Genomic DNA, 20,212 nt, shown 5'->3' with positions numbered 1-20,212 from the left:
TAGCTCGCTGGGCTCATAACCCAGAGGTCGCAGGTTCAAATCCTGTCCCCGCTACTCTGATTCAGGCGCCGGATCCAACGGATCCGGCGCCTGAATGCATTTGAGACTTGATCTACCCACCAACACCCTCCGCTTTCGAGGTCTGAGCACCGCTCTGGCATGCCTGGCGGATCGACTTCCGGCTGCTGCCGGAGACCGAGGTCTGGTTCGGCGCTCAAGCCGCCGAACAGGGGGATCCGAAATGGAGCCCGCTGGCCGGGTCCGAAACGACAGGCGTTTGAGTTCGCGTTACCGGTCGTAGTGGCGTTCAAACAAGAATGTCAGACGCTTGTGGGATGGTCATCTCGTGACCAAGATTCAGGACCAGCACGGTGTCCGAGATCGCAACGAAGTGGTGCCGGTGCGGCCACTCTCGACGGAGCAATGTTTGTACGCGCACACGCCGGATCAAACCGGAAAAAGTGTGTGGCACTTGTGGTCGGACCACGCCGTGGCGGTGGCGGAGTTGGCCGCCGAGTTCGCGGCGCCGTTCGGTGGTTCCTCCCTGTGTCGGCTCGCGGGCCTGGTGCATGATGCGGGGAAGCTGACTGCGGAGGTTCAGGATGCGCTGCGCGCACGTGCGGTCGATGGCGGTGCGAAACTCGGTGCGCCGCACAAACTTGAGGGCGCGGCGCTTGCTGGTCTGCTGCTGGAGGCGGGCAACGTCGAAGCTGCCAGGGTGATGGCGTTGATGAACTTTGGCCACCACAATCAGATCCCGGACCTTCCGAGTCCGTACGTTCCTGTGCGTGCGGCGCTGAATTGGATGAATCGGTTCCCTGGTCATCTGGACGCACTGGTTACCCTGATTGAGGACGAAGTCCCTTTCGACCTCCGGGAGCTTGCAAACAACGTCACGCTTCCCGAGTGGCTTCATAAACGCTTGGACTACGAGTTGTTCACCCGGATGTGTCACTCCGCCTTGGTCGATGCGGACTACCTGGACACCGCCGGCCACTTCAACGGGTCAGGGACACCGGCGCGATCGGAAACCCACGGCATGGAATCGCTTCGAGAGGAGTTCGTTCGTGCCTACGCCGGGAAACACGGCAGCCACCCCGCTGCGGGCGACGATGTCGGGGCGATGCGGTGGGACTACTTCGAGCGGGCACGCACGGTAGGTGAGCAATCGCCGCTGAATTCGGGGATCTACCGACTGCCGGCCCCGACCGGTTCGGGGAAGACGATGTCGTCGGCGATCTTCGCGCTGAGCCATGCCGTAAAGACTGAGAAGAGACGCGTGATCGTCGCTGTGCCCTACACATCGATCACAACACAGAACGCGAACGTCTACCGTCAGATGTTTCAGGACCTCGGCGACGAGATCGTCCTGGAGCATCACTCCAACATCCTCGACGATGCAACCGCCGATAACCCGTGGCGTCGTCTCGCCGCCGAGAACTGGGATGCCGAGTTCATCGTCACCACGACGGTCCAGTTGTTGGAGTCGCTCTTCGATAACCGCCCCCGAGCCACCCGAAAACTGCATCGGATCGCCAACTCGGTGGTCATCATCGACGAGGTGCAGGCGTTGCCGGTCGAGTTGGTGCCGGCGATTTTGCAGATGATGCGCGAACTCAGCGACCACTACGGCGTCACGTTCTTGCTCTCCTCAGCGACGCAACCCTCGTTCTGGAGTCTGCCCGAATGGGCCGAACTGAAGCCCATCGATCTGGCGCCTGTCGATTACATACCGCCGATCACCCGGAGAGTTCGCTATGACGTACGCGCTGCCGAACAGCCCTGGGAAGACATCGCAAACGAACTGAGCAGTGAGCGCCAGGCACTGACGATCGTCAACACGACGACGGACGCACAGCGGCTCCACCGTCTTGTCCAGAGCACTGCGGGGGACGGGGTCGTGGTACTCCACCTGTCGACGAGGATGTACAGCCGGCACCGGGCAGTGGTGCTCGAGGAGGCCAAAGCGCGCCTGGCAAATGATGAGCCGATCATCTTGATCTCGACCCAGTTGATCGAGGCAGGCGTCGATATCGACTTCCCCGTGGTGTTCCGCGCACTGGGTCCGGCGGACTCCGTGGTGCAAAGCGCCGGCCGCTGCAACCGAGAGGGGCGTCTGGGAACATCAGGCGGGCGAGTCGTCGTCTTCCAGCCCCTCAGCCCCCGCGGCCCGTCGGGCGCCTACCGGACCGCCACCGAACACACCAGAGCGATATTTATCCCGCAGCAATCCGCTGCCGGTTCGCCACCGTGCTTCGGTGATCCAACAGCGATGGCCGACTACTACACGCTTCTCTACGGGAGCTATCACGGCGGTGGCCAGGCGAGCCCATCGACCACCATCCGGGAGCATCGAGAGAAACTGAAGTTCGAAGCAACGCGTACGAGCTTCCAAATGATCGATGACCGCTCGATCGCGGTGCTGATCAATGACCCGATCGACGAGACCGATCGAGTGGCCCTTGACGCCTTGATCGAGCGCCTGTGTCACCCGGCGTACGTGATGTCGCGTGCCGAGCGACGAACAGTCTCGGCATTGAGCGCCTCCATCCCGCGAGCCTTCATTCAGCGGTATCCAGGCATGACCGAGCAACTAGCGGGCGGACCCCTGCTTTGGACGGGGGAGTACGACCCTGAATGCGGCGTCGTGGTCGAGGCCCCGTCGGAGGCGACGATCTGGTGACTGGTGACCGGTCTCTGCAACTACATTGGAGCCGCGCCGACCAACAGGGTCGGCGGGAGTCTCAACCTTTTGTCGTCGGAGATCGACACCTGTGCGCTGCCCTTCCTCTCATAGCTTGGAGGGGCAGCGCACGCCTCGTTTTCATCTCGAAATATTCGAACTTTCGCGATCTAAGACGATAAAAGGAACATGGAGTACCTTCGAACTATGAGCGTTCACCACGACTGGAGCGGTCTCACCGCTCCCGACACGTTCCGTTACCCGAGCATCCGCGTCCAAGCACGCGGGGACTTTGCTTGCTTTACTCGGCCAGAACTCGTGAGCGAACGAGTGAGTTACCCGGTTATGACTCCCACGGCCGCGGTCGGGCTGCTGTCCGCGACGCTCTGGAAACCGCAGTTCAGGTGGGTGATCGAGCGGATCGAGGTTCTCGCCAAGGTCTCATGGACGACCATGAGGCGGAACGAGAGCGAAACAGCGATCACGCGTGACCACCTCGCCCGTGGCTACCTCGACGTCGACAACGCGGTACAGCAGCGGATGACAACCATGCTCCGTGACGTTCACTACCGAATCCACGCTAACGTCTGGGTCCACCCTGACGCCGTCGAACAAGACCCGGCCAAATGGCGTGCCCAGTTCACTCGACGTGTCGAACGCGGACAGTCGTTCCGGCAGCCCTTCCTCGGCATGCGCGAGTTCCACGCGGACGTGACACCTGCAGATGACACCAAGCCCATCACCTGGAACGAGGACCTGGGGGTCATGCTTCACAGCATCAACTACAACGAGCAGACCGGTGCGGAAACCTACGACTGGTTCGATGCCAAGATCGTCAACGGTGTGCTTGACATCCCTCGTGCGGGGCTGATGGCTGAAGCCGGTAAGGCGGGGGTTTGAGCCGTGTTGCTTACAGCCTTGGCGAAGTATGCGGCACTCGACGGAGCTCCGACTGTTGGGTATGACCAAAAGAAGCTTGGCTTCATGCTGCACGTCAGTGACGACGCGAGCCATGGATACCTTGTCTCCCGCTACGAGCAGGACCGGACGAGCAGCAAACCGAAGATGGTGGCAAGGTCGGACTCGGTTCCGGCGATGGTGCGCACTGTGAAGGTGGTGCCGTTCCTCGCCTGCGATAACGCGGGCTACGTCCTCGGGAGGCCCAAGATCGCCAAGGATCCTTCCAAACAACCGAAGGAAGACGCTGCAGCGGTCGCGAAACGCAACGCATTCGACGATCTACTCGCCGACTATGCCGACGCCAACGACGACGCGGACGCCCACACCTTCCTTCGCTGGCGAAAGGCCGGGAGCCCTGGACTGGAGCAAAGCATCCAAGCTCTCGATGAGTTCAGCAGTAAGCGACTGGACTTGGACCCGATCGCCATCCAAGTCGGTGACACCGCTCCGCTGCACTCTCGTGCTATGGCAAAGAGGTTCTGGGCCGAGCAGATGACCGCCGCGAAATCCGGCACTGGGAACACCCAAGTGTGTCTCTCGTGCAGTCAGATGAAACCGACCGTCGACACCCTGCCCCAGTCCCTTCAAGGAGCGCTCATCCCCGCGACCAGCACGGCTAACATCGCCCTCCTGAGCACCAACTTTCCTGCTGCTTCACGAGGAGCCCGCGGCGTTGGCCTGAAGTCAGCCCCGATCTGCGTGGATTGTGCCTCCGGTGCGGTCACTGGGTTCAACAAACTCGCTGGAAGTCAGGACCACCGCTGGGGCTACCGCGGCGACCCGACCGCGACGATCTGGTGGACCACCGACGACGACCTGGGTTTCGGAGTCCTTGAGCAGCCTGAGCCCGCTCAGGTAGCGGGGTTCGTTGCTGCCCCAGAACGTGGCCGTCGACCTGTGGGTGAGATTGATGCGGCTGACCGCTTCTATGCGCTGACATTCTCAGGAAACGTCGCCCGTCTCGTGGTTCGTGGATGGATCGACATCCCCGTCGAACAGGCACAGGAGAACGTCGCCGCGTGGTTCGACGGCATCGGCGGCCCAGACCGGGAACGGCCTTACCGATCTGTTTCCGCGATAGCCCGCAGCTGCGGTCCCTACGTCCCCTCCGACACCAACGGCGGAACGGCACCAGAGGGTGCTCGAGACCAGCTTCTTCGATGTGCGCTCACCGGATCCGCGCCGGCTCCGGCCCTGCTCCTCGCTGCCCTGCGCCGTGCTCAGGCCGAAGTTCACTATCTCAAGCATGACGACGCTCGGGTGGTCGGGACCGTCCGAGCCCGTCAAGCAGCCCGATTCGCGCTTATCCGGTTGACCCTCAACAGGAGTTTCCTCAAGGAGAACCCATTGACCCAGTATCTCGACGAGGATCGCAACGATCCTGCCTTCCTGTCCGGACGCCTGTTCGCGGTTCGGGAATCACTCCAACGGCAAGCGCTCGGGGGAGAAGTGAACGCCACGATCACCGACCGCTACTTCGAGCGCGCGTCGTCGAACCCGGCCAGCGTCGACCACGCGCTCTCGGTGCTCGCGCAACAACACCTGAATGCCGTCGGACGCAAAGTGGGCAAGGGAGCCCGCATTCGCTTCGAGAGGCAACTCGACGAACTCCACGCCCGGCAACCAGAGGGCGCCCCCGGTCACCTCGCAGCAAAGGACCAAGCCCTCTGGATCGCTGGCTACCACCAGCAGCGACAGGCGAACTTCGACGCCTGGAAGGTTGCGAAAGCCGCCAAGGAAGACCAATCCGCATCGTTCAACCAACCCGAGACGGCCAAGGAAGACTGAGATGACCACCCACAGCGACCCCACGGTCAAACACGACGCCCTCTATCTCTTCGAGGCGTACGACTCCAACCCGAACGGCGACCCGGACAACGCGGGCAAGCCCCGCACCGACCTCGACACCGGACACGGCTTGGTCTCCGACGTGAGTATCAAACGCAAGGTCCGCGACGCGATCCAGTTCCAGATCGATGAGGGCATCCTTCCTGCCGAACACAACCGGATCTTCATCCGTCGCGGAGTCGCACTTAACGCCGAACTCGAGGACGCGTACGACACCCTTGGCTTGGAGAAGGGTAAGAACGTCAAGGGTGACTCAGTCGCAAAGGCTGGCTCCTACATGGTCGAGAACTACTTCGACGTGCGAATGTTCGGTGCTGTCATGAGCACTGGCAACGCGTCGGCTGGCAAGATCACTGGGCCGGTCACCATCGGCATCGCGCGCTCGCTCGACCCGGTCCTCCCCATCGACCTCAGTATCACGCGTACGGCCTCCACCAAGGAGGAGAATAAGGACAACGCCTCCCAGATGGGCAGCAAGACTGTGATTCCGTACGGTCTCTATGCCTGCCGAGTGCACTATCAGCCCACCCGGAACAACCAGGTCACCAGCGTAGACCTTGAAGCGCTCTGGTCGACCCTGACCAACATGTTCGAGGTGACCCGCAGCGCGGCACGACCTGACGTCTCGGTTCGCAACCTGTTCGTGTTCAGCCACTCCAACGCACTCGGCAACGCGCCGGCCCGCACCCTCCTCGACTCGATCAAGATCACCAAGACGACCGACAAGGAGATCCCGACGACCGGCGCCGACTACACCATCACCCCGCCCGTCGAGGGCGAGGTCAAGCCCGGTGTGACCTTCAAACAGGTCCTATGACATGAGCGACGAGGGCGACGCCGAGTGGTTGACCCTTTCGACGCTGCAGCACTACGCCTACTGCCCACGGCAGGCTTCACTCCTTCGCGAAGGAGTGTGGGCAGACAACCACATCACGGTAGAGGGAACATCAGGTCACACCCGCGTCGACGCAGGCGGTGCCGACCACCGTCGCGGGGTCACGGTCCACCACAACGTCGCCCTCGTCAGCCACGTTCATCACATTTACGGCATCGCCGACGCGATTGAATGCGCCGCCGACGGGATCCTGATGCCGGTCGAGCACAAACGCGGCCGAGGAGCCGGAAACCTATTTCCGACGATCGCTCAAACCATCGCGCAAGCCATATGTCTCGAAGAAATGCTGCACACACTGGTCCCTGCTGTGGCGATCTACATCACCAAAGAGAAGCGACGCGAACTCGTACGCGTGAACGAGTATCGAGACGCGGTGATCAACCTGATCGCCGAGGCGCGCGTCGCGCTTCAGGCCACCATTCCGGCCGCCTACCAACCGCGACTGTGCACCTCATGCAGTGTGCAGAACGCCTGCCAACCACGGGGAGTGCAGTGGCTGTGACCTCCTACTTCCTACGCACCTTGTTCGTTCACACCCCTGGCACGCGGCTCATCCTCGACGGCGACGCTGTGCGAGCGCTCCGTGACGACGCGAAACCGCGACGTCTACCACTGAATGCAATCGACTCCATCGCCGTCCTCAGTGGAGTCGATATCTCGACCCCACTTCTCACACGCTGTGCGGAAGATGGCCGGACGATCGCGATCCTCAGCCTCTACGGGAAGCCCCGCGCAGTCATCGAAGGCCCCGACAGCGGCCGCGGACAACTTCGTAGGTACCAGTACCGTGCTCACTTCGATGACGAGCAACGCAACGCACTTGCCCGGACAATAGTGGCAGGGAAGATCAACCAGATGCGATGGGCATTGCGACAGTGGGCACGCGACGCCGACCAAGACACAGCGCGTACGCTGCATGCCACCGCCGCCCAGCTTGACGATGATCGCCTAACGCTCGACCAGGCCGACCGTGCCACCGCACTTGGTATCGAAGGTGCTGCCACACGTCGATATTTCGCCGAGTTCGGGAACGTCTTGAAGGCGCAGTCTTTCCCCGGACGACATCGTCGTCCTGCCACTGACCCCGTGAACGCGACCCTCTCGTTCCTCTACGCGATGACTCGTCTGTCGGTCCATGGAGCGATTCACGCGGCGGGCCTTGACCCGTACTGCGGCTACCTCCACGGCGACCGGGACAGCCAGCCGTCACTGGTCCTTGACCTGATGGAGGAGTTCCGCCCGGCCGCCGACCGACTAACCGTCTCATTGTTCAACCGGAAACAACTCCGCGATACTCACTTCGAATCACAGCTCACCGGGGCCGTTGCACTGACCGACGAAGGTCGTGAGGTTGTCATGAACGCCTGGCATCAACACCGACAACGTGACTGCAACCTACGTGCCGCCCGAGCTGCGCTGCCGAACGCTGCAGTCCCCATCGCGCAAGCGAACGTCCTCGCCAATGCACTTCGTTCTGGCACCATGTACCAGCCACACGAGTTGGTGATCCGGTGAACCTCGTTCTGACCTACGACGTCGCCACCACGACAGACGCTGGCAAACGTCGCCTCCGGAAAGTAGCCAAGATCTGCGAAGGTTTCGGCCAACGCGTCCAATACTCCGTTTTCGAGATTGTCTGTTCCCCAACCGACCTCGCGCGACTCACCGCCAAACTCAAAGCCGTCATCGACCCCGCCCACGACAGCCTTCGCATCTACCTGATCCATGCTGCAGATTTCAGTACGGTCACTCACCTCGGCCAACGCCGCGAACTGCCGTTCGACGATGCCTGGACTCTCTGAGAACGAGCAGTGATGCCAGCCTCAGCGCGCCCTCCCCAGAACATGTGTAACATCAGACCCATCAGCCACGCTTCAACCTGGCTGAGCGCAGTCTCTTGTCCAAACGGGCAGGTCAGATGCAGTGCACCCCGGCAGCCCGCCGGGGTGGGAGTCTCAACACCCAACCGGCGGCCTCCAGGATGTCGGACCACTGTGCACCCCGGCAGCCCGCCGGGGTGGGAGTCTCAACTCCAGTAGGCGCATACGGACCATGAGGGCTATGTACTGGTGCACCCCGGCAGCCCGCCGGGGTGGGAGTCTCAACACTCCTCGGGTTGGTGGTGTAGCTGGCTCTGGCCAACGTGCACCCCGGCAGCCCGCCGGGGTGGGAGTCTCAACTTTCGTGGCCGATAGCGTACCCGCTAGAGCTACCACGTGCACCCCGGCAGCCCGCCGGGGTGGGAGTCTCAACCCCGCACACGCATCCGACGAGATGCCACCGCACTCCGGTGCACCCCGGCAGCCCGCCGGGGTGGGAGTCTCAACTGTGTCCATCCCAAGGTCGTCGGGTTGGACATGTCGGTGCACCCCGGCAGCCCGCCGGGGTGGGAGTCTCAACGTCGTCCGCGGACCCCGAAGTCTCAACCCGTCATCGTGCACCCCGGCAGCCCGCCGGGGTGGGAGTCTCAACAACCGACGCGCGAGTCGGTGGAGGAAAAACGCGCGGTGCACCCCGGCAGCCCGCCGGGGTGGGAGTCTCAACGTGATCATGTGCGGACGGATGCGGCCGAGCCTGAGGTGCACCCCGGCAGCCCGCCGGGGTGGGAGTCTCAACCGCCTCCCACTTCCACGACGGCTCCTGATCGGCCGTGCACCCCGGCAGCCCGCCGGGGTGGGAGTCTCAACGCCGCCTTGTACGGCTGGGTGAACGCAGCCTGTCGTGCACCCCGGCAGCCCGCCGGGGTGGGAGTCTCAACTGCCGCTCCTGCAGGAGCGGCAGAAGCCCACCAACGTGCACCCCGGCAGCCCGCCGGGGTGGGAGTCTCAACTTGGCCCATCGGATCGTCACGACCCCTCGGTCGCGTGCACCCCGGCAGCCCGCCGGGGTGGGAGTCTCAACGACGAGTTCGAGTGGGTGACCTCCCACGTGTTCCGGCGGTGCACCCCGGCAGCCCGCCGGGGTGGGAGTCTCAACCTCACCGCACTGGTGTGGGCCGACCAGGACACCGCGTGCACCCCGGCAGCCCGCCGGGGTGGGAGTCTCAACATGACTGACACCCACACCATCGTGGCCGCAGCCGGCGGTGCACCCCGGCAGCCCGCCGGGGTGGGAGTCTCAACATCAACAGGTCACCGACCATGCCCGTCCACGACGACGTGCACCCCGGCAGCCCGCCGGGGTGGGAGTCTCAACGCCATGCCCCATGTGCAACCAGCCCGTCGAATGGCGTGCACCCCGGCAGCCCGCCGGGGTGGGAGTCTCAACCATCTCCACCGACAGTGCGCGGGGGATGACGGACAGGTGCACCCCGGCAGCCCGCCGGGGTGGGAGTCTCAACGCCTTCGGCGTACGCCGCTTCTACCGCTGCACGATCAGGTGCACCCCGGCAGCCCGCCGGGGTGGGAGTCTCAACGGTGTCGGTGAGGGTGACGACGCCGACATCACGGACGTGCACCCCGGCAGCCCGCCGGGGTGGGAGTCTCAACCCTTCTCGCACTTGGTATGTGTACACGTCGTGCTGTGCACCCCGGCAGCCCGCCGGGGTGGGAGTCTCAACTTCACCCGCGCCGGTGGAACGCTGATGACGGGCACGTGCACCCCGGCAGCCCGCCGGGGTGGGAGTCTCAACATCCAAATGACCTGCTCCATGTCGGCGGCGTTCGCCGTGCACCCCGGCAGCCCGCCGGGGTGGGAGTCTCAACTCCGTGTCAGGGGGTGGGGTTGGGGAGAATCGTAGTGTGCACCCCGGCAGCCCGCCGGGGTGGGAGTCTCAACGTCGCCGCGCAACGCCCGAGCCGATACCGTTTCGTGTGCACCCCGGCAGCCCGCCGGGGTGGGAGTCTCAACTCCGAGTGGGCACGCAGGCAACCAGACTTGCCCGAAGTGCACCCCGGCAGCCCGCCGGGGTGGGAGTCTCAACGTCGCGGCGTCAAGGGCCGCATTGATCCCGGCCGTGCACCCCGGCAGCCCGCCGGGGTGGGAGTCTCAACTTCGCCAACGACAACCGTTCGGTGTCCGGTAGGGTGCACCCCGGCAGCCCGCCGGGGTGGGAGTCTCAACATGGGCCCCGACCCCGAGGAGGGTGATGCTCCGGAGGTGCACCCCGGCAGCCCGCCGGGGTGGGAGTCTCAACTTGACCAGCTCGATCGTCTTGTCACCCGGGCTGCCGTGCACCCCGGCAGCCCGCCGGGGTGGGAGTCTCAACGTGCGCAGTGGTCCCAGCTCTGCCCCATCTGCGGCGGTGCACCCCGGCAGCCCGCCGGGGTGGGAGTCTCAACAAATCCCGCAATGGTGAGAATCGGGCTGCGCGGCGTCGTGCACCCCGGCAGCCCGCCGGGGTGGGAGTCTCAACTCCGGTTTGGGGTCGTCGGCGTTGTCGGCGGGCGCGTGCACCCCGGCAGCCCGCCGGGGTGGGAGTCTCAACGCCTCAGGATCGTCGCAGCCGACAGTCCCCGCCGGGGTGCACCCCGGCAGCCCGCCGGGGTGGGAGTCTCAACGGCGGTCGCAAGGGCCTGGTTGTCGCCGAGCAGCTGGTGCACCCCGGCAGCCCGCCGGGGTGGGAGTCTCAACCCATCTCCGCTTTGCCCGCCCGCACTACCGCGTATCGTGCACCCCGGCAGCCCGCCGGGGTGGGAGTCTCAACCTGCTCGCCGCGCTCATGCCGCAAGACCGGTCGATCGTGCACCCCGGCAGCCCGCCGGGGTGGGAGTCTCAACAGAAGCTCGCCATCCTGCTGGACAAGGAGCACATCGTGCACCCCGGCAGCCCGCCGGGGTGGGAGTCTCAACACCCGCCCGTACAGGGTTCGGCCATACTGCGGCCTGTGCACCCCGGCAGCCCGCCGGGGTGGGAGTCTCAACACCACGGCCGGGCTGGTGGCGGTGGCGGTTCCGAGTGCACCCCGGCAGCCCGCCGGGGTGGGAGTCTCAACGGCTTGACCCGACACCTGGTGATGGACGACAAAACCGTGCACCCCGGCAGCCCGCCGGGGTGGGAGTCTCAACAGCGAACACTCGGGCGGATACAGCCCGAACGGCGGTGCACCCCGGCAGCCCGCCGGGGTGGGAGTCTCAACCTGTTGCAGGCGTTGTGCATCCCGACCGACGAACCGTGCACCCCGGCAGCCCGCCGGGGTGGGAGTCTCAACTCCGTCTGCGGACCGTCATAGGCCAAGAATGCGGCGTGCACCCCGGCAGCCCGCCGGGGTGGGAGTCTCAACTCGATGTTGGCCCGGAATCGCTCGGCTGAGGATCCGTGTGCACCCCGGCAGCCCGCCGGGGTGGGAGTCTCAACCTCGGCACCGGCGGCGGGCAGGCAGTGTTCGACACCGTGCACCCCGGCAGCCCGCCGGGGTGGGAGTCTCAACCTCCTCGTCGCCGTCGAGAAGGAATCGCCGTACCTGGTGCACCCCGGCAGCCCGCCGGGGTGGGAGTCTCAACACGTTGCAGCTTCTCAGCGTCGTAGTCCTGCTTGAGCGTGCACCCCGGCAGCCCGCCGGGGTGGGAGTCTCAACAGCTCGGGCAGGCCGGTGATGGGGCCTGCCACGTAGGTGCACCCCGGCAGCCCGCCGGGGTGGGAGTCTCAACATGCCCCCACCTCGAATAGCGCCCTTTGTTCGGCCGTGCACCCCGGCAGCCCGCCGGGGTGGGAGTCTCAACGCCCACATGGAGTTCAGGCCACCACTTTTCGTAGTGCACCCCGGCAGCCCGCCGGGGTGGGAGTCTCAACGCTGCGGGTGGGTCGGTGGGCCGCGAACCGTACGGCGTGCACCCCGGCAGCCCGCCGGGGTGGGAGTCTCAACGGGTGAGGGGCCGATGTGCGGTCACGGCTGTGCCTCGTGCACCCCGGCAGCCCGCCGGGGTGGGAGTCTCAACTTCGCGTGTGTGGCAACAGATGTCGGCCAGTGGTTGGTGCACCCCGGCAGCCCGCCGGGGTGGGAGTCTCAACGACGTCATCGCCGGCCGCACCACAGGCACCACCACCGTGCACCCCGGCAGCCCGCCGGGGTGGGAGTCTCAACCATCGCGCGAACTATGAGCGCGACACCGCGCGCGGGTGCACCCCGGCAGCCCGCCGGGGTGGGAGTCTCAACACGACCCACCGCGGGAACTGGAACTGCGTGTCCCACGTGCACCCCGGCAGCCCGCCGGGGTGGGAGTCTCAACCAGTTCCGGCGGAGTCGGGATAGAGTCCTCGCGCCGTGCACCCCGGCAACCCGCCGGGGTGGGAGTCTCAACGTCGACGAGGCGCACGGATACAAGAACCGCACCCGCGTGCACCCCGGCAGCCCGCCGGGGTGGGAGTCTCAACAAGGATGAATACACCCTCGGGTTCGTCGGTGACCTCGGCGATGGCTTCAAAGAGGACGAATAGTCTGTGCCTTACGGGTTCCGTCGGGCGCGCAGGACGACGTCGAGGACGTGGCGCTGTCCGGAGGCAGGCGAACCGGCGGGACGTGAGCGTGGGCGGGTTTCGTCGGTGATGATCGTCCACGAGTCATCGAGCAGCGCTTTGTAGTCGGCGGGCTGTACGTAGTTGTGGGGGTCGATACCGTGTGCGCGGATGCCGCTTTCGTCGTGGGCGACCACGAGTAGCGTTCCGCCGGGTGCTACGGCCGCCACCAGCTTCTTCGCGACCGCGAGATCGGCTGCGGGGATAGGGAAATAGTGGGCGCTGATCAGCGCGAAACTGCCCGGTACGTCGTCGACGGTGAGATCGGTGCGTAGCCAGTGGATTCCGGATCCGGTTCCCGAATCGAGCTGTGCGGCACGGTCGATGGCGACCTGGGAGATGTCCACGGCCGTGACCTGCCAGCCCTGGCCGGCGAGCCAACGGGCGTCGGCACCCTCACCGGAGCCGACGTCGAGTGCGGTTCCCGGTGGCAATTCGCCGGTCTCGTCGACGAGAGACGGATTGACGAGTGTCGTCCACAATCGGTCGGCGCTGCTGTACCGCTCATCCCATTCCTGTGCACTGTGTGGTGCACTACCCGGTTGATGGCTGCCGGGTGAGTGCGTACCGGGTGAATGGGTATGGGATTGATCGTGTGCCATGCGTCGACCTTCCCACGAATGGTGCGGTGGTGACAAAGGTGTCGCCCAAGAAGGCTGCACTCAAGAAGCCGGAACGGCTGCGGCCGACACCGAGGGTCGGTGCGGACCGCAGCCGTGGACAGGGGCTGAGAAGAAATCAGTGAGCGGCTTCGTATGCCTCGATGACCTCGCGGGCGATGCGGCCACGCGGAGAGACGCTGTAACCGTTCTCCGTCGCCCATTCGCGGATATCGGAGGTGTTGGAACTTCCGCCTCGCGCCGGGGCGCTCGGAGCGGGCGCCGCCACCCGGCCGGCGGTGGAACGTTTACGGCCACCGATACGGGTGGAGGAGTCAAGAAGCTTTGCTACCGTGACTTTGCCGTTCTCGATTTTGTCGAGGTTGGCGCCGGAAACGTCCAACTGGTAGTCCACGCCCAGCCATGTCCAGGAAATGGTGTGCTGATCGTCGGGTTCGAGTTCCTTGCCGTCGAGGTCGTCGACAAATGTGACTGTCTGAATCTTTGCCATGTCCTACACCGTAACCGAACTACCGCACAATGTGCGACATCCGTCGAGAACTCGCAGAAAAATAGCCCCGGCACGCCGATGACGGCGGCCGGGGCTATCAGCTTACGAGGGGTGACTTCAGTGGAACTTGCGTCCGGTCACCTTCTCCGAAATCCCTTCGCGGTCAAGGAGTTGCGTGATTCCGCCATTCCAGAATTGGAATCCTGCACCCGTGATCATCGCCAGATCGATATCTTCGGGAGCTGACGCGACACCTTCATCGAGCATCCTGCGGATTTCGTCGGCGAGGCCGTCGAGGGTGATGCTGCGAACCTCCTCCGGCGACAACTGCTTGTCACCGACCACGAGCAGCGACTCCACCTCGGGATCGAGTTTTCCGTCGGAACCGTAGAACGACCGTTTGCCCGCTTCGACCACCTTGTGCAGATTCTCCGACAGGTAGAACCGCTCCGGGAACGCCTTGGTGAGCGTTTCGTTGTTGTGGTAGGCGATCGCCGGTCCGACGAGCGCGATCAGCACATACGGCGGCATCGGTGCAACACCGGCAAATGCGGTATCCACAACGGCAACGGGGGTGCCCTCGTCGGCGATGCGCCCGACCTCGCCCATGAAACGGCCCAGCAGCCGGTTGACGATGAACGACGGCGAATCCTTGACCAGAATGGTGGTTTTACCCAGCTTCTTTCCGGTCGCGAAAGCCGTGGCCAGCGCGGCGTCGGAGGTGTGCTCACCCTTGATGACCTCCAGCAGCGGCATCACCGCGACCGGGTTGAAGAAGTGGAAACCCACCACCCGGTCGGGGTTCTTGAGCTTGGAGGCCATTTCGGTGATCGACAACGACGACGTGTTGGTGGCGAAGATCGCGGTCTCCGGTGCCACCAGTTCGGCATTGTGGAAAACGGTCTGCTTGACGCCCATTTCCTCGAAGACCGCTTCGATGATGAAGTCGGCGTCGCCGAATGCCTTCTGGTAGTCGACCTCACCGGTCACCAGCGCCTTGAGGCGGTTGGTGCCGTCTTGCGTCGCCCGCCCCGCGGCCAGCTTCTTGTCGAGTTCGGCGTGCACATAGGCCACGCCCTTGTCGGCGCGTTCCTGGTCGAGATCGACCAGGACCACAGGAACTTTGAGCTTGGACACGAACAGCAGCGCGAACTGCGAGGCCATCAGACCGGCGCCGATGATGCCGACCTTGGTGACCTTCTGCGCCAGATTCTTGTCGGGTGCGCCCGCGGGACGCTTGGCCCGCTTCTGCACCAGATCGAACGAATACAGCGACGCGAGCAGTTCCGGCGTCTGCGACATCGCGACCAGCGCGTCATCCTCGGCGGCGAAACCCTCGTCGGCAGTGGCGGTCTTGGCCAGTGTCAGCAGTTCGATGGCCTTGGCCGCGGCGGGGGAGGTGCCGCTGGTCTTGCCGGCGACGAATGCGGAAGCCTTGGCGACGGCGTCGTCCCAGGCCTGGCCGCGGTCGATCTCGGGGCGGGTCACGGTGATCTCACCGGTGAGCACCTTGTCGGCCCACACGAGGGACTGCTCCAGGTAGTCGGCGCCGTTGAACGCGACGTCGGCGATGCCCAGATCGGACACCTGGGTTCCCTTGAGGACCTTGCCGTTGTTGAGCGGATTCTCGATGAACACCTTCGCGGCGTTCGCGGGCCCGATCAGGTTGGGGAGCAGGTAGCCGCCGCCCCAGCCGGGGATGAGGCCCAGCATGACCTCGGGCAGGCCCACGGCCGGCACCGAGTCGATGACCGTGCGGTAGTCGGCGTGCAACGCGACTTCCAGGCCGCCGCCGAGCGCGAGGCCGTTGATGAACCCGAATGACGGCTTGACGCCACTGATCTTGCGGAACACGGCATGGCCGAGTTCGGCGATCGTACGGATGCCCGCGGCGCCCGAAGCCTGCAACGAGGACAGGTCTGCGCCCGCGGCCAGGATGAACTGCTTACCGGTGACCGCGATCGCGTCGATCGCGTCGTCGGCGAGCGCCGCGTCGTAGGCGGTGTTCAGTGCCACCAGCGACTTGGGGCCGAAGGTGTTGGGGCGGGTGTGGTCCAGACCGTTGTCGAGGGTGACCAGGCCCAGCACCTTGCCGGAGGCGAGGGTGACCTTGCGCAGGTGCGCCTGCGTGACCACCTCGTCGTCGCTGTAGAGCTTCGCCACGTCGGCGAGCAGGGTGTCGATGGGGGTGCTCATGATCAGGCCGCGCCCTTCTTGGTGCCGTTCCAGTTGGGGTTCTCCCAGATGACGGTGCCGCCCATGCCCAGACCCACACACATGGTGGTCAGGCCGTAGCGGATCGACGGATCCTCTTCGAATTGCCGGGCCAGCTGAATCATCAGCCGCACACCGGAAGACGCGAGCGGATGCCCGAAGGCGATGGCGCCGCCGTACGGGTTGACGCGGTCGTCGTTCTGGTCGATGCCGTAGTGATCGAGGAACGCCAGCACCTGCACGGCGAAGGCCTCGTTGATCTCGAAGGCGTCGATGTCGTCGATGGTCAGGCCGGCCTTGGCCAGCGCCTTGTCGGTCGACGGGATGGGACCCACGGCCATCACCTCGGGGGCGACGCCGGCGAAGGCGTAAGTGACCAGCCGCATCTTGATGGGCAAGCCCAGTTCCTTGGCGGTCTCCTCCGACGCGAGCAGCGAGGCGGTGGCGCCGTCGTTGATACCTGCGGCGTTGCCCGCGGTGACCCGGCCGTGCGGGCGGAACGGGGTCTTGAGCTTGGCCAGATCGTCGACGGTGGTGCCGGGACGCATCGGCTCGTCGGTGGTGGCCAGGCCGAATCCAAGTTCGGCGCTGGGTGTGGCGACGGGAACCAGATCGGGCTGGATCTTGCCGTCGGCGTACGCCTTGGCGGCCAGATCCTGCGAACGCACCGCGTAGGCGTCGGTGCGGTCCTTGGTGATGGCCGGGTAGCGGTCGTGCACGTTCTCGGCGGTGTTGCCCATGACCAGCGCAGACGGGTCGACGAGGCGTTCGGACACGATCCGCGGGTTGGGGTCGACGCCCTCGCCCATCGGATGGCGGCCCATGTGCTCGACGCCGCCGGCGATGGCGACGTCGTAGGCACCGAAGGCGATGGATCCGGCGGTGGTGGTGACCGCGGTCATCGCGCCCGCACACATGCGGTCGATGGCGTAGCCGGGGACGGACTCGGGCAGGCCGGCCAGTATGGCGGCGGTGCGGCCGATCGTCAGGCCCTGATCACCGGTCTGGGTGGTGGCGGCGATCGCGACCTCGTCGATCCGCTCCGGTGGGAGTTCGGGGTGGCGGCGGACGAGTTCACGGATCAATTTGACGACCAGGTCGTCGGCGCGGGTTTCGGCATACTGGCCTTTGCCTTTACCGAAAGGTGTGCGAACGCCGTCGACAAAGACGACCTCGCGCAATGGGCGTGTCAACAGACTCTCCTCAATCTTGTGAGTTCTCCGAAGGGATGAGCAGGGAAATCCCGCGCTCAGCGCCGATCATGTTACTCGCTGGTAGCTTCTCGGGTGGAGTTGTTGCAACTGCCGTGATAGCGCACTATCCCGTGATCGCGGCATCCGGCCGCGGCGTTGCCGCCGATGCGCCCTGACCGATCCACCCCGGCAGTTCCCGGCGTACCGAAGGATCGGCGAGAATGGTCATTCGGTCGGTGTGAAGTGCTGTGGCCCAATCGATGTCGCCGCGCCAGATCTCGGTGAGGGTGCGTAGGTCGGTGTCGACGCGGGCGGTCAGGTCGTAGCCGGGATCGAAATCGCAGACCTCGACTGTGTCCGCGTCGACGACCAGCCACCAGCGGGCGGCCTTGCCGGTGATGTCGCCGAAACCGAATTCGACCATGGTGCGGGAGCGCGGCCAGGCGTCGACGCTGATGGTGCGGCGCATGTCCCACAGCAGCAGGTGCGGATCGAGATCGACGTCGCCGAGGTCGCCGATCCAGCGGGTGCCCCAGCGGCTCAGCGCCTGCACCACCTCGAACAATTCCAGACCCATTGTGGTGAGCGTGTAGCGGGAGCGGCCGTCGACCTCCGAGCGGCTGAGGACCCCGGCGCGTTCGAGACCCCGCAGTCGTTTGGTCAGCAATGCGGGCGACATGCGCGGCACTCCGCGGCGGATCTCGTTGAAATGGCGGCTACCGAGCAGCAGTTCGCGCACGATCAGGATCGTCCACCGCTCGTCGAGCACCTCCATCGCCTTGGCGACGGGGCAGAACTGGCCGTATCCAGCCATCGTGCAACACCCTTCGATCTCGGCGAATGCCGCCGCTGCAATCCAGTACACGCTTCCCGGCCGACCGCGGCCAGTTCATTTTGTGAACCGCAGCCGGTACAGATCGTGGTCTGGTCGCCGCGACCGCCGTCGGCCGATGCTGGGGATGTGGAAATCCGTTCCACCCCTAGGAAAGTGATCCATCATGACTATTTCGATCAACACCTCCGACCGCGACCTCAAGGCACGACACCGCGCATTGTGGGCCTCCGGTGACTATCCGGCGGTCGCCGATGTCATAGCACCCCTGGGCACCCGGCTGGTCGAGGCGCTGGCCATCGCATCCGGCGAGACCGTCCTCGACGTGGCCGCCGGGGCGGGCAATGTCGCGATCCCGGCTGCGCGCACCGGGGCGAGCGTGATCGCCACCGACCTGACCCCCGAACTGCTCGACACCGGCCGTCACCTGGCCGCCCGCGAACAGCTCGACATCACCTGGCGGACCGCCGACGCTGAGGCGCTCCCCATGCCCGATGCGGCCTTCGACGTGGTCACCTCCTGTGTGGGGGTGATGTTCGCGCCCTTCCACCAGCGGGGTGCCGACGAGATCACCCGGGCCTGCCGTTCCGGCGGCCGGATCGGTCTGATCAATTGGACCCCAACGGGTTTCATCGGTGAACTGTTCACCACGATGAAGCCGTACGCACCCACCCCACCGCCCGGAGCATCGGCTCCGGTGCTGTGGGGCGATGCCGATCATGTGCGGAAACTGTTCGGCGACAAGCTTGCCCATGCCGAATTCCGTACCGAGAAACTGATCGTCGACAGATTCGACAACGGCGCCGAGTTCCGGGACTTCTTCAAGGCCACCTACGGCCCGACGATCGTCGCCTTCCGCAACATCGCCGACGATCCCGAGCGGGTGGCCGAACTCGACGCCGCCATGGCCGCGCTCGCCGACCGGTACCTCGCCGGGGGAGTCATGGAATGGGAGTACCTGCTGATGACCGCGCACATCCGGTAGCGGCGCCTGCCGTTCGGCGCGCCGCGTCGACCGGTCGTCGTATCGGCACCGATGCGGCCCACCCGTACTGTGGCTGCCTATACAGTTTGAGGAAAGGTGTGACGTGGGTCGCGACACGGTGGTCGCGACGAGAAGGAGGTACCCGATGGGTAAGTACGCCGACGCATTCGAAAGCAGCATCTCCGACCGGGAAGCCTTCTGGCTCGACGCCGCCCGCGCCGTCGACTGGGTCACCCCGCCGGCCAAGGCCCTCGACGACTCGGCCGCCCCGCTGTACAGGTGGTATCCGGGCGGCGAACTCAACACCTCCGTCAACGCGCTCGACCGGCACGTCGACGCCGGAAACGGCGACCGGGCCGCGCTCATCTGGGACTCGGCGATGGTGGGGGAGGTCCGCACCTACAGCTATACCCGACTGCTCGACGAGGTATCCCGGTTCGCCGGGGTCCTCGCCGCGCAAGGTGTCACCAAGGGTGACCGCGTCATCGTATACATGCCGATGATCCCCGAGGCCGCCATCGCGATGCTCGCGTGCGCGCGGATCGGTGCAGTCCACTCCGTCGTCTTCGGTGGTTTCGCCGCCCCCGAACTGGCCACCCGCATCGACGACGCCCAGCCGGTCGCCCTGATCACCGCATCCGGCGGCATCGAACCGGGCCGCAATATCGAATACCTGCCGATGGTCGCCAAAGCGCTTGAACTGTCGGAGTTTCCGCCGACGACGGTCATCGTGAAAGACCGTGAGCAGGTCGCCGGTTCGGCCGCCGACTACGACGGCTGGCTCGACTGGGACGTCGAGACCACCGACGCTGCGCCCGCCGATGCGGTGACCGTGGCGGCCACTGACCCCCTGTACGTGCTGTACACGTCGGGCACCACCGGCAAACCCAAGGGCGTGGTCCGCGACAACGGCGGTCACGCCGTCGCCATGACCTGGTCGATGGCCAATGTGTACAACATCAACGCCGGTGACGTCTTCTGGGCGGCCTCCGACGTCGGCTGGGTCGTCGGGCACAGCTACATCGTGTACGCGCCGCTG

General features: G+C 65.2%; 14 protein-coding genes and 1 CRISPR repeat array. Of the genes, 9 read left to right on the top strand and 5 right to left on the bottom strand.

What is annotated here, in order from left to right; genetic code table 11:
* Positions 1-346: 346 nt before the first annotated feature.
* The 7 genes from cas3 to cas2 all read left to right on the top strand — a co-directional run bounded on the left by cas3 (position 347) and on the right by cas2 (position 8,188).
* Entirely contained in the window at positions 347-2,683 is a 2,337-nt protein-coding gene (gene cas3 / locus Q0627_RS17965) for a CRISPR-associated helicase Cas3' (protein ID WP_298811775.1), read from the top strand.
* A 207-nt stretch (positions 2,684-2,890) separates the two neighbouring features.
* On the top strand, positions 2,891-3,583 hold the full coding sequence (cas5c, locus tag Q0627_RS17960; RefSeq protein WP_291013084.1) for a type I-C CRISPR-associated protein Cas5c: 693 nt from the start codon (positions 2,891-2,893) through the stop codon (positions 3,581-3,583).
* A 3-nt stretch (positions 3,584-3,586) separates the two neighbouring features.
* Entirely contained in the window at positions 3,587-5,431 is a 1,845-nt protein-coding gene (locus Q0627_RS17955) for a type I-C CRISPR-associated protein Cas8c/Csd1 (protein ID WP_291013086.1), read from the top strand.
* Position 5,432: 1 nt separating this feature from the next.
* Positions 5,433-6,308 carry a type I-C CRISPR-associated protein Cas7/Csd2 gene (gene cas7c, locus Q0627_RS17950; protein ID WP_291013087.1) on the top strand — a complete coding sequence of 292 codons (876 nt, stop codon included), beginning with the start codon at positions 5,433-5,435 and terminating at the stop codon, positions 6,306-6,308.
* Position 6,309: 1 nt separating this feature from the next.
* Positions 6,310-6,888, top strand: a complete 579-nt coding sequence (gene cas4, locus Q0627_RS17945) for a CRISPR-associated protein Cas4 (protein ID WP_291013089.1) — start codon at positions 6,310-6,312, stop codon at positions 6,886-6,888.
* Positions 6,885-7,901: a CRISPR-associated endonuclease Cas1 gene (gene cas1 / locus Q0627_RS17940; RefSeq protein WP_291013092.1), complete on the top strand. Its 1,017-nt coding sequence runs from the start codon at positions 6,885-6,887 to the stop codon at positions 7,899-7,901. The genes cas4 and cas1 overlap by 4 nt, the downstream gene beginning before the upstream one ends.
* A complete protein-coding gene (gene cas2, locus Q0627_RS17935) occupies positions 7,898-8,188 on the top strand; it encodes a CRISPR-associated endonuclease Cas2 (protein ID WP_291013095.1) in 291 nt (96 codons plus the stop codon). The genes cas1 and cas2 overlap by 4 nt, the downstream gene beginning before the upstream one ends.
* 121 nt (positions 8,189-8,309) lie before the next feature.
* Positions 8,310-12,698: direct repeats of the CRISPR family, unit length 37 nt; unit sequence GTGCACCCCGGCAGCCCGCCGGGGTGGGAGTCTCAAC.
* Between the two features lie 71 nt (positions 12,699-12,769).
* Here cas2 and Q0627_RS17930 read toward each other — a convergent pair.
* The 5 genes from Q0627_RS17930 to Q0627_RS17910 form a co-directional block, all read right to left on the bottom strand.
* A complete protein-coding gene (locus Q0627_RS17930; RefSeq protein ID WP_291015348.1) occupies positions 12,770-13,441 on the bottom strand; it encodes a class I SAM-dependent methyltransferase in 672 nt (223 codons plus the stop codon).
* A 136-nt stretch (positions 13,442-13,577) separates the two neighbouring features.
* Positions 13,578-13,949: an Lsr2 family protein gene (locus Q0627_RS17925; RefSeq protein ID WP_291015345.1), complete on the bottom strand. Its 372-nt coding sequence runs from the start codon at positions 13,947-13,949 to the stop codon at positions 13,578-13,580.
* Positions 13,950-14,066: 117 nt separating this feature from the next.
* A complete protein-coding gene (locus Q0627_RS17920; protein ID WP_291015343.1) occupies positions 14,067-16,145 on the bottom strand; it encodes a 3-hydroxyacyl-CoA dehydrogenase NAD-binding domain-containing protein in 2,079 nt (692 codons plus the stop codon).
* A 2-nt stretch (positions 16,146-16,147) separates the two neighbouring features.
* Positions 16,148-17,356 (bottom strand): acetyl-CoA C-acyltransferase, encoded by a 1,209-nt coding sequence (locus Q0627_RS17915; RefSeq protein ID WP_291015341.1) that lies wholly within the window; start codon positions 17,354-17,356, stop codon positions 16,148-16,150.
* Between the two features lie 124 nt (positions 17,357-17,480).
* The gene (locus tag Q0627_RS17910) at positions 17,481-18,170 is read right to left on the bottom strand and encodes a helix-turn-helix domain-containing protein (RefSeq protein WP_291015339.1); all 690 of its coding nucleotides are present in this window, start codon (positions 18,168-18,170) and stop codon (positions 17,481-17,483) included.
* Positions 18,171-18,354: 184 nt separating this feature from the next.
* Between Q0627_RS17910 and Q0627_RS17905 the strand changes: the two genes are divergently transcribed.
* On the top strand, positions 18,355-19,173 hold the full coding sequence (locus Q0627_RS17905; protein WP_291015337.1) for a class I SAM-dependent methyltransferase: 819 nt from the start codon (positions 18,355-18,357) through the stop codon (positions 19,171-19,173).
* 145 nt (positions 19,174-19,318) lie between these two features.
* On the top strand, positions 19,319-20,212 hold an 894-nt coding region (locus Q0627_RS17900), incomplete at its 3' end, for an AMP-binding protein (RefSeq protein WP_298811768.1).

Origin of the sequence: uncultured Gordonia sp., from assembly GCF_937858515.1 — a bacterium.
Taxonomy (GTDB): domain Bacteria; phylum Actinomycetota; class Actinomycetes; order Mycobacteriales; family Mycobacteriaceae; genus Gordonia.
Note: the sequence above shows the minus strand (reverse complement) of the source record. Positions and strands in the feature narration are given on the sequence as shown.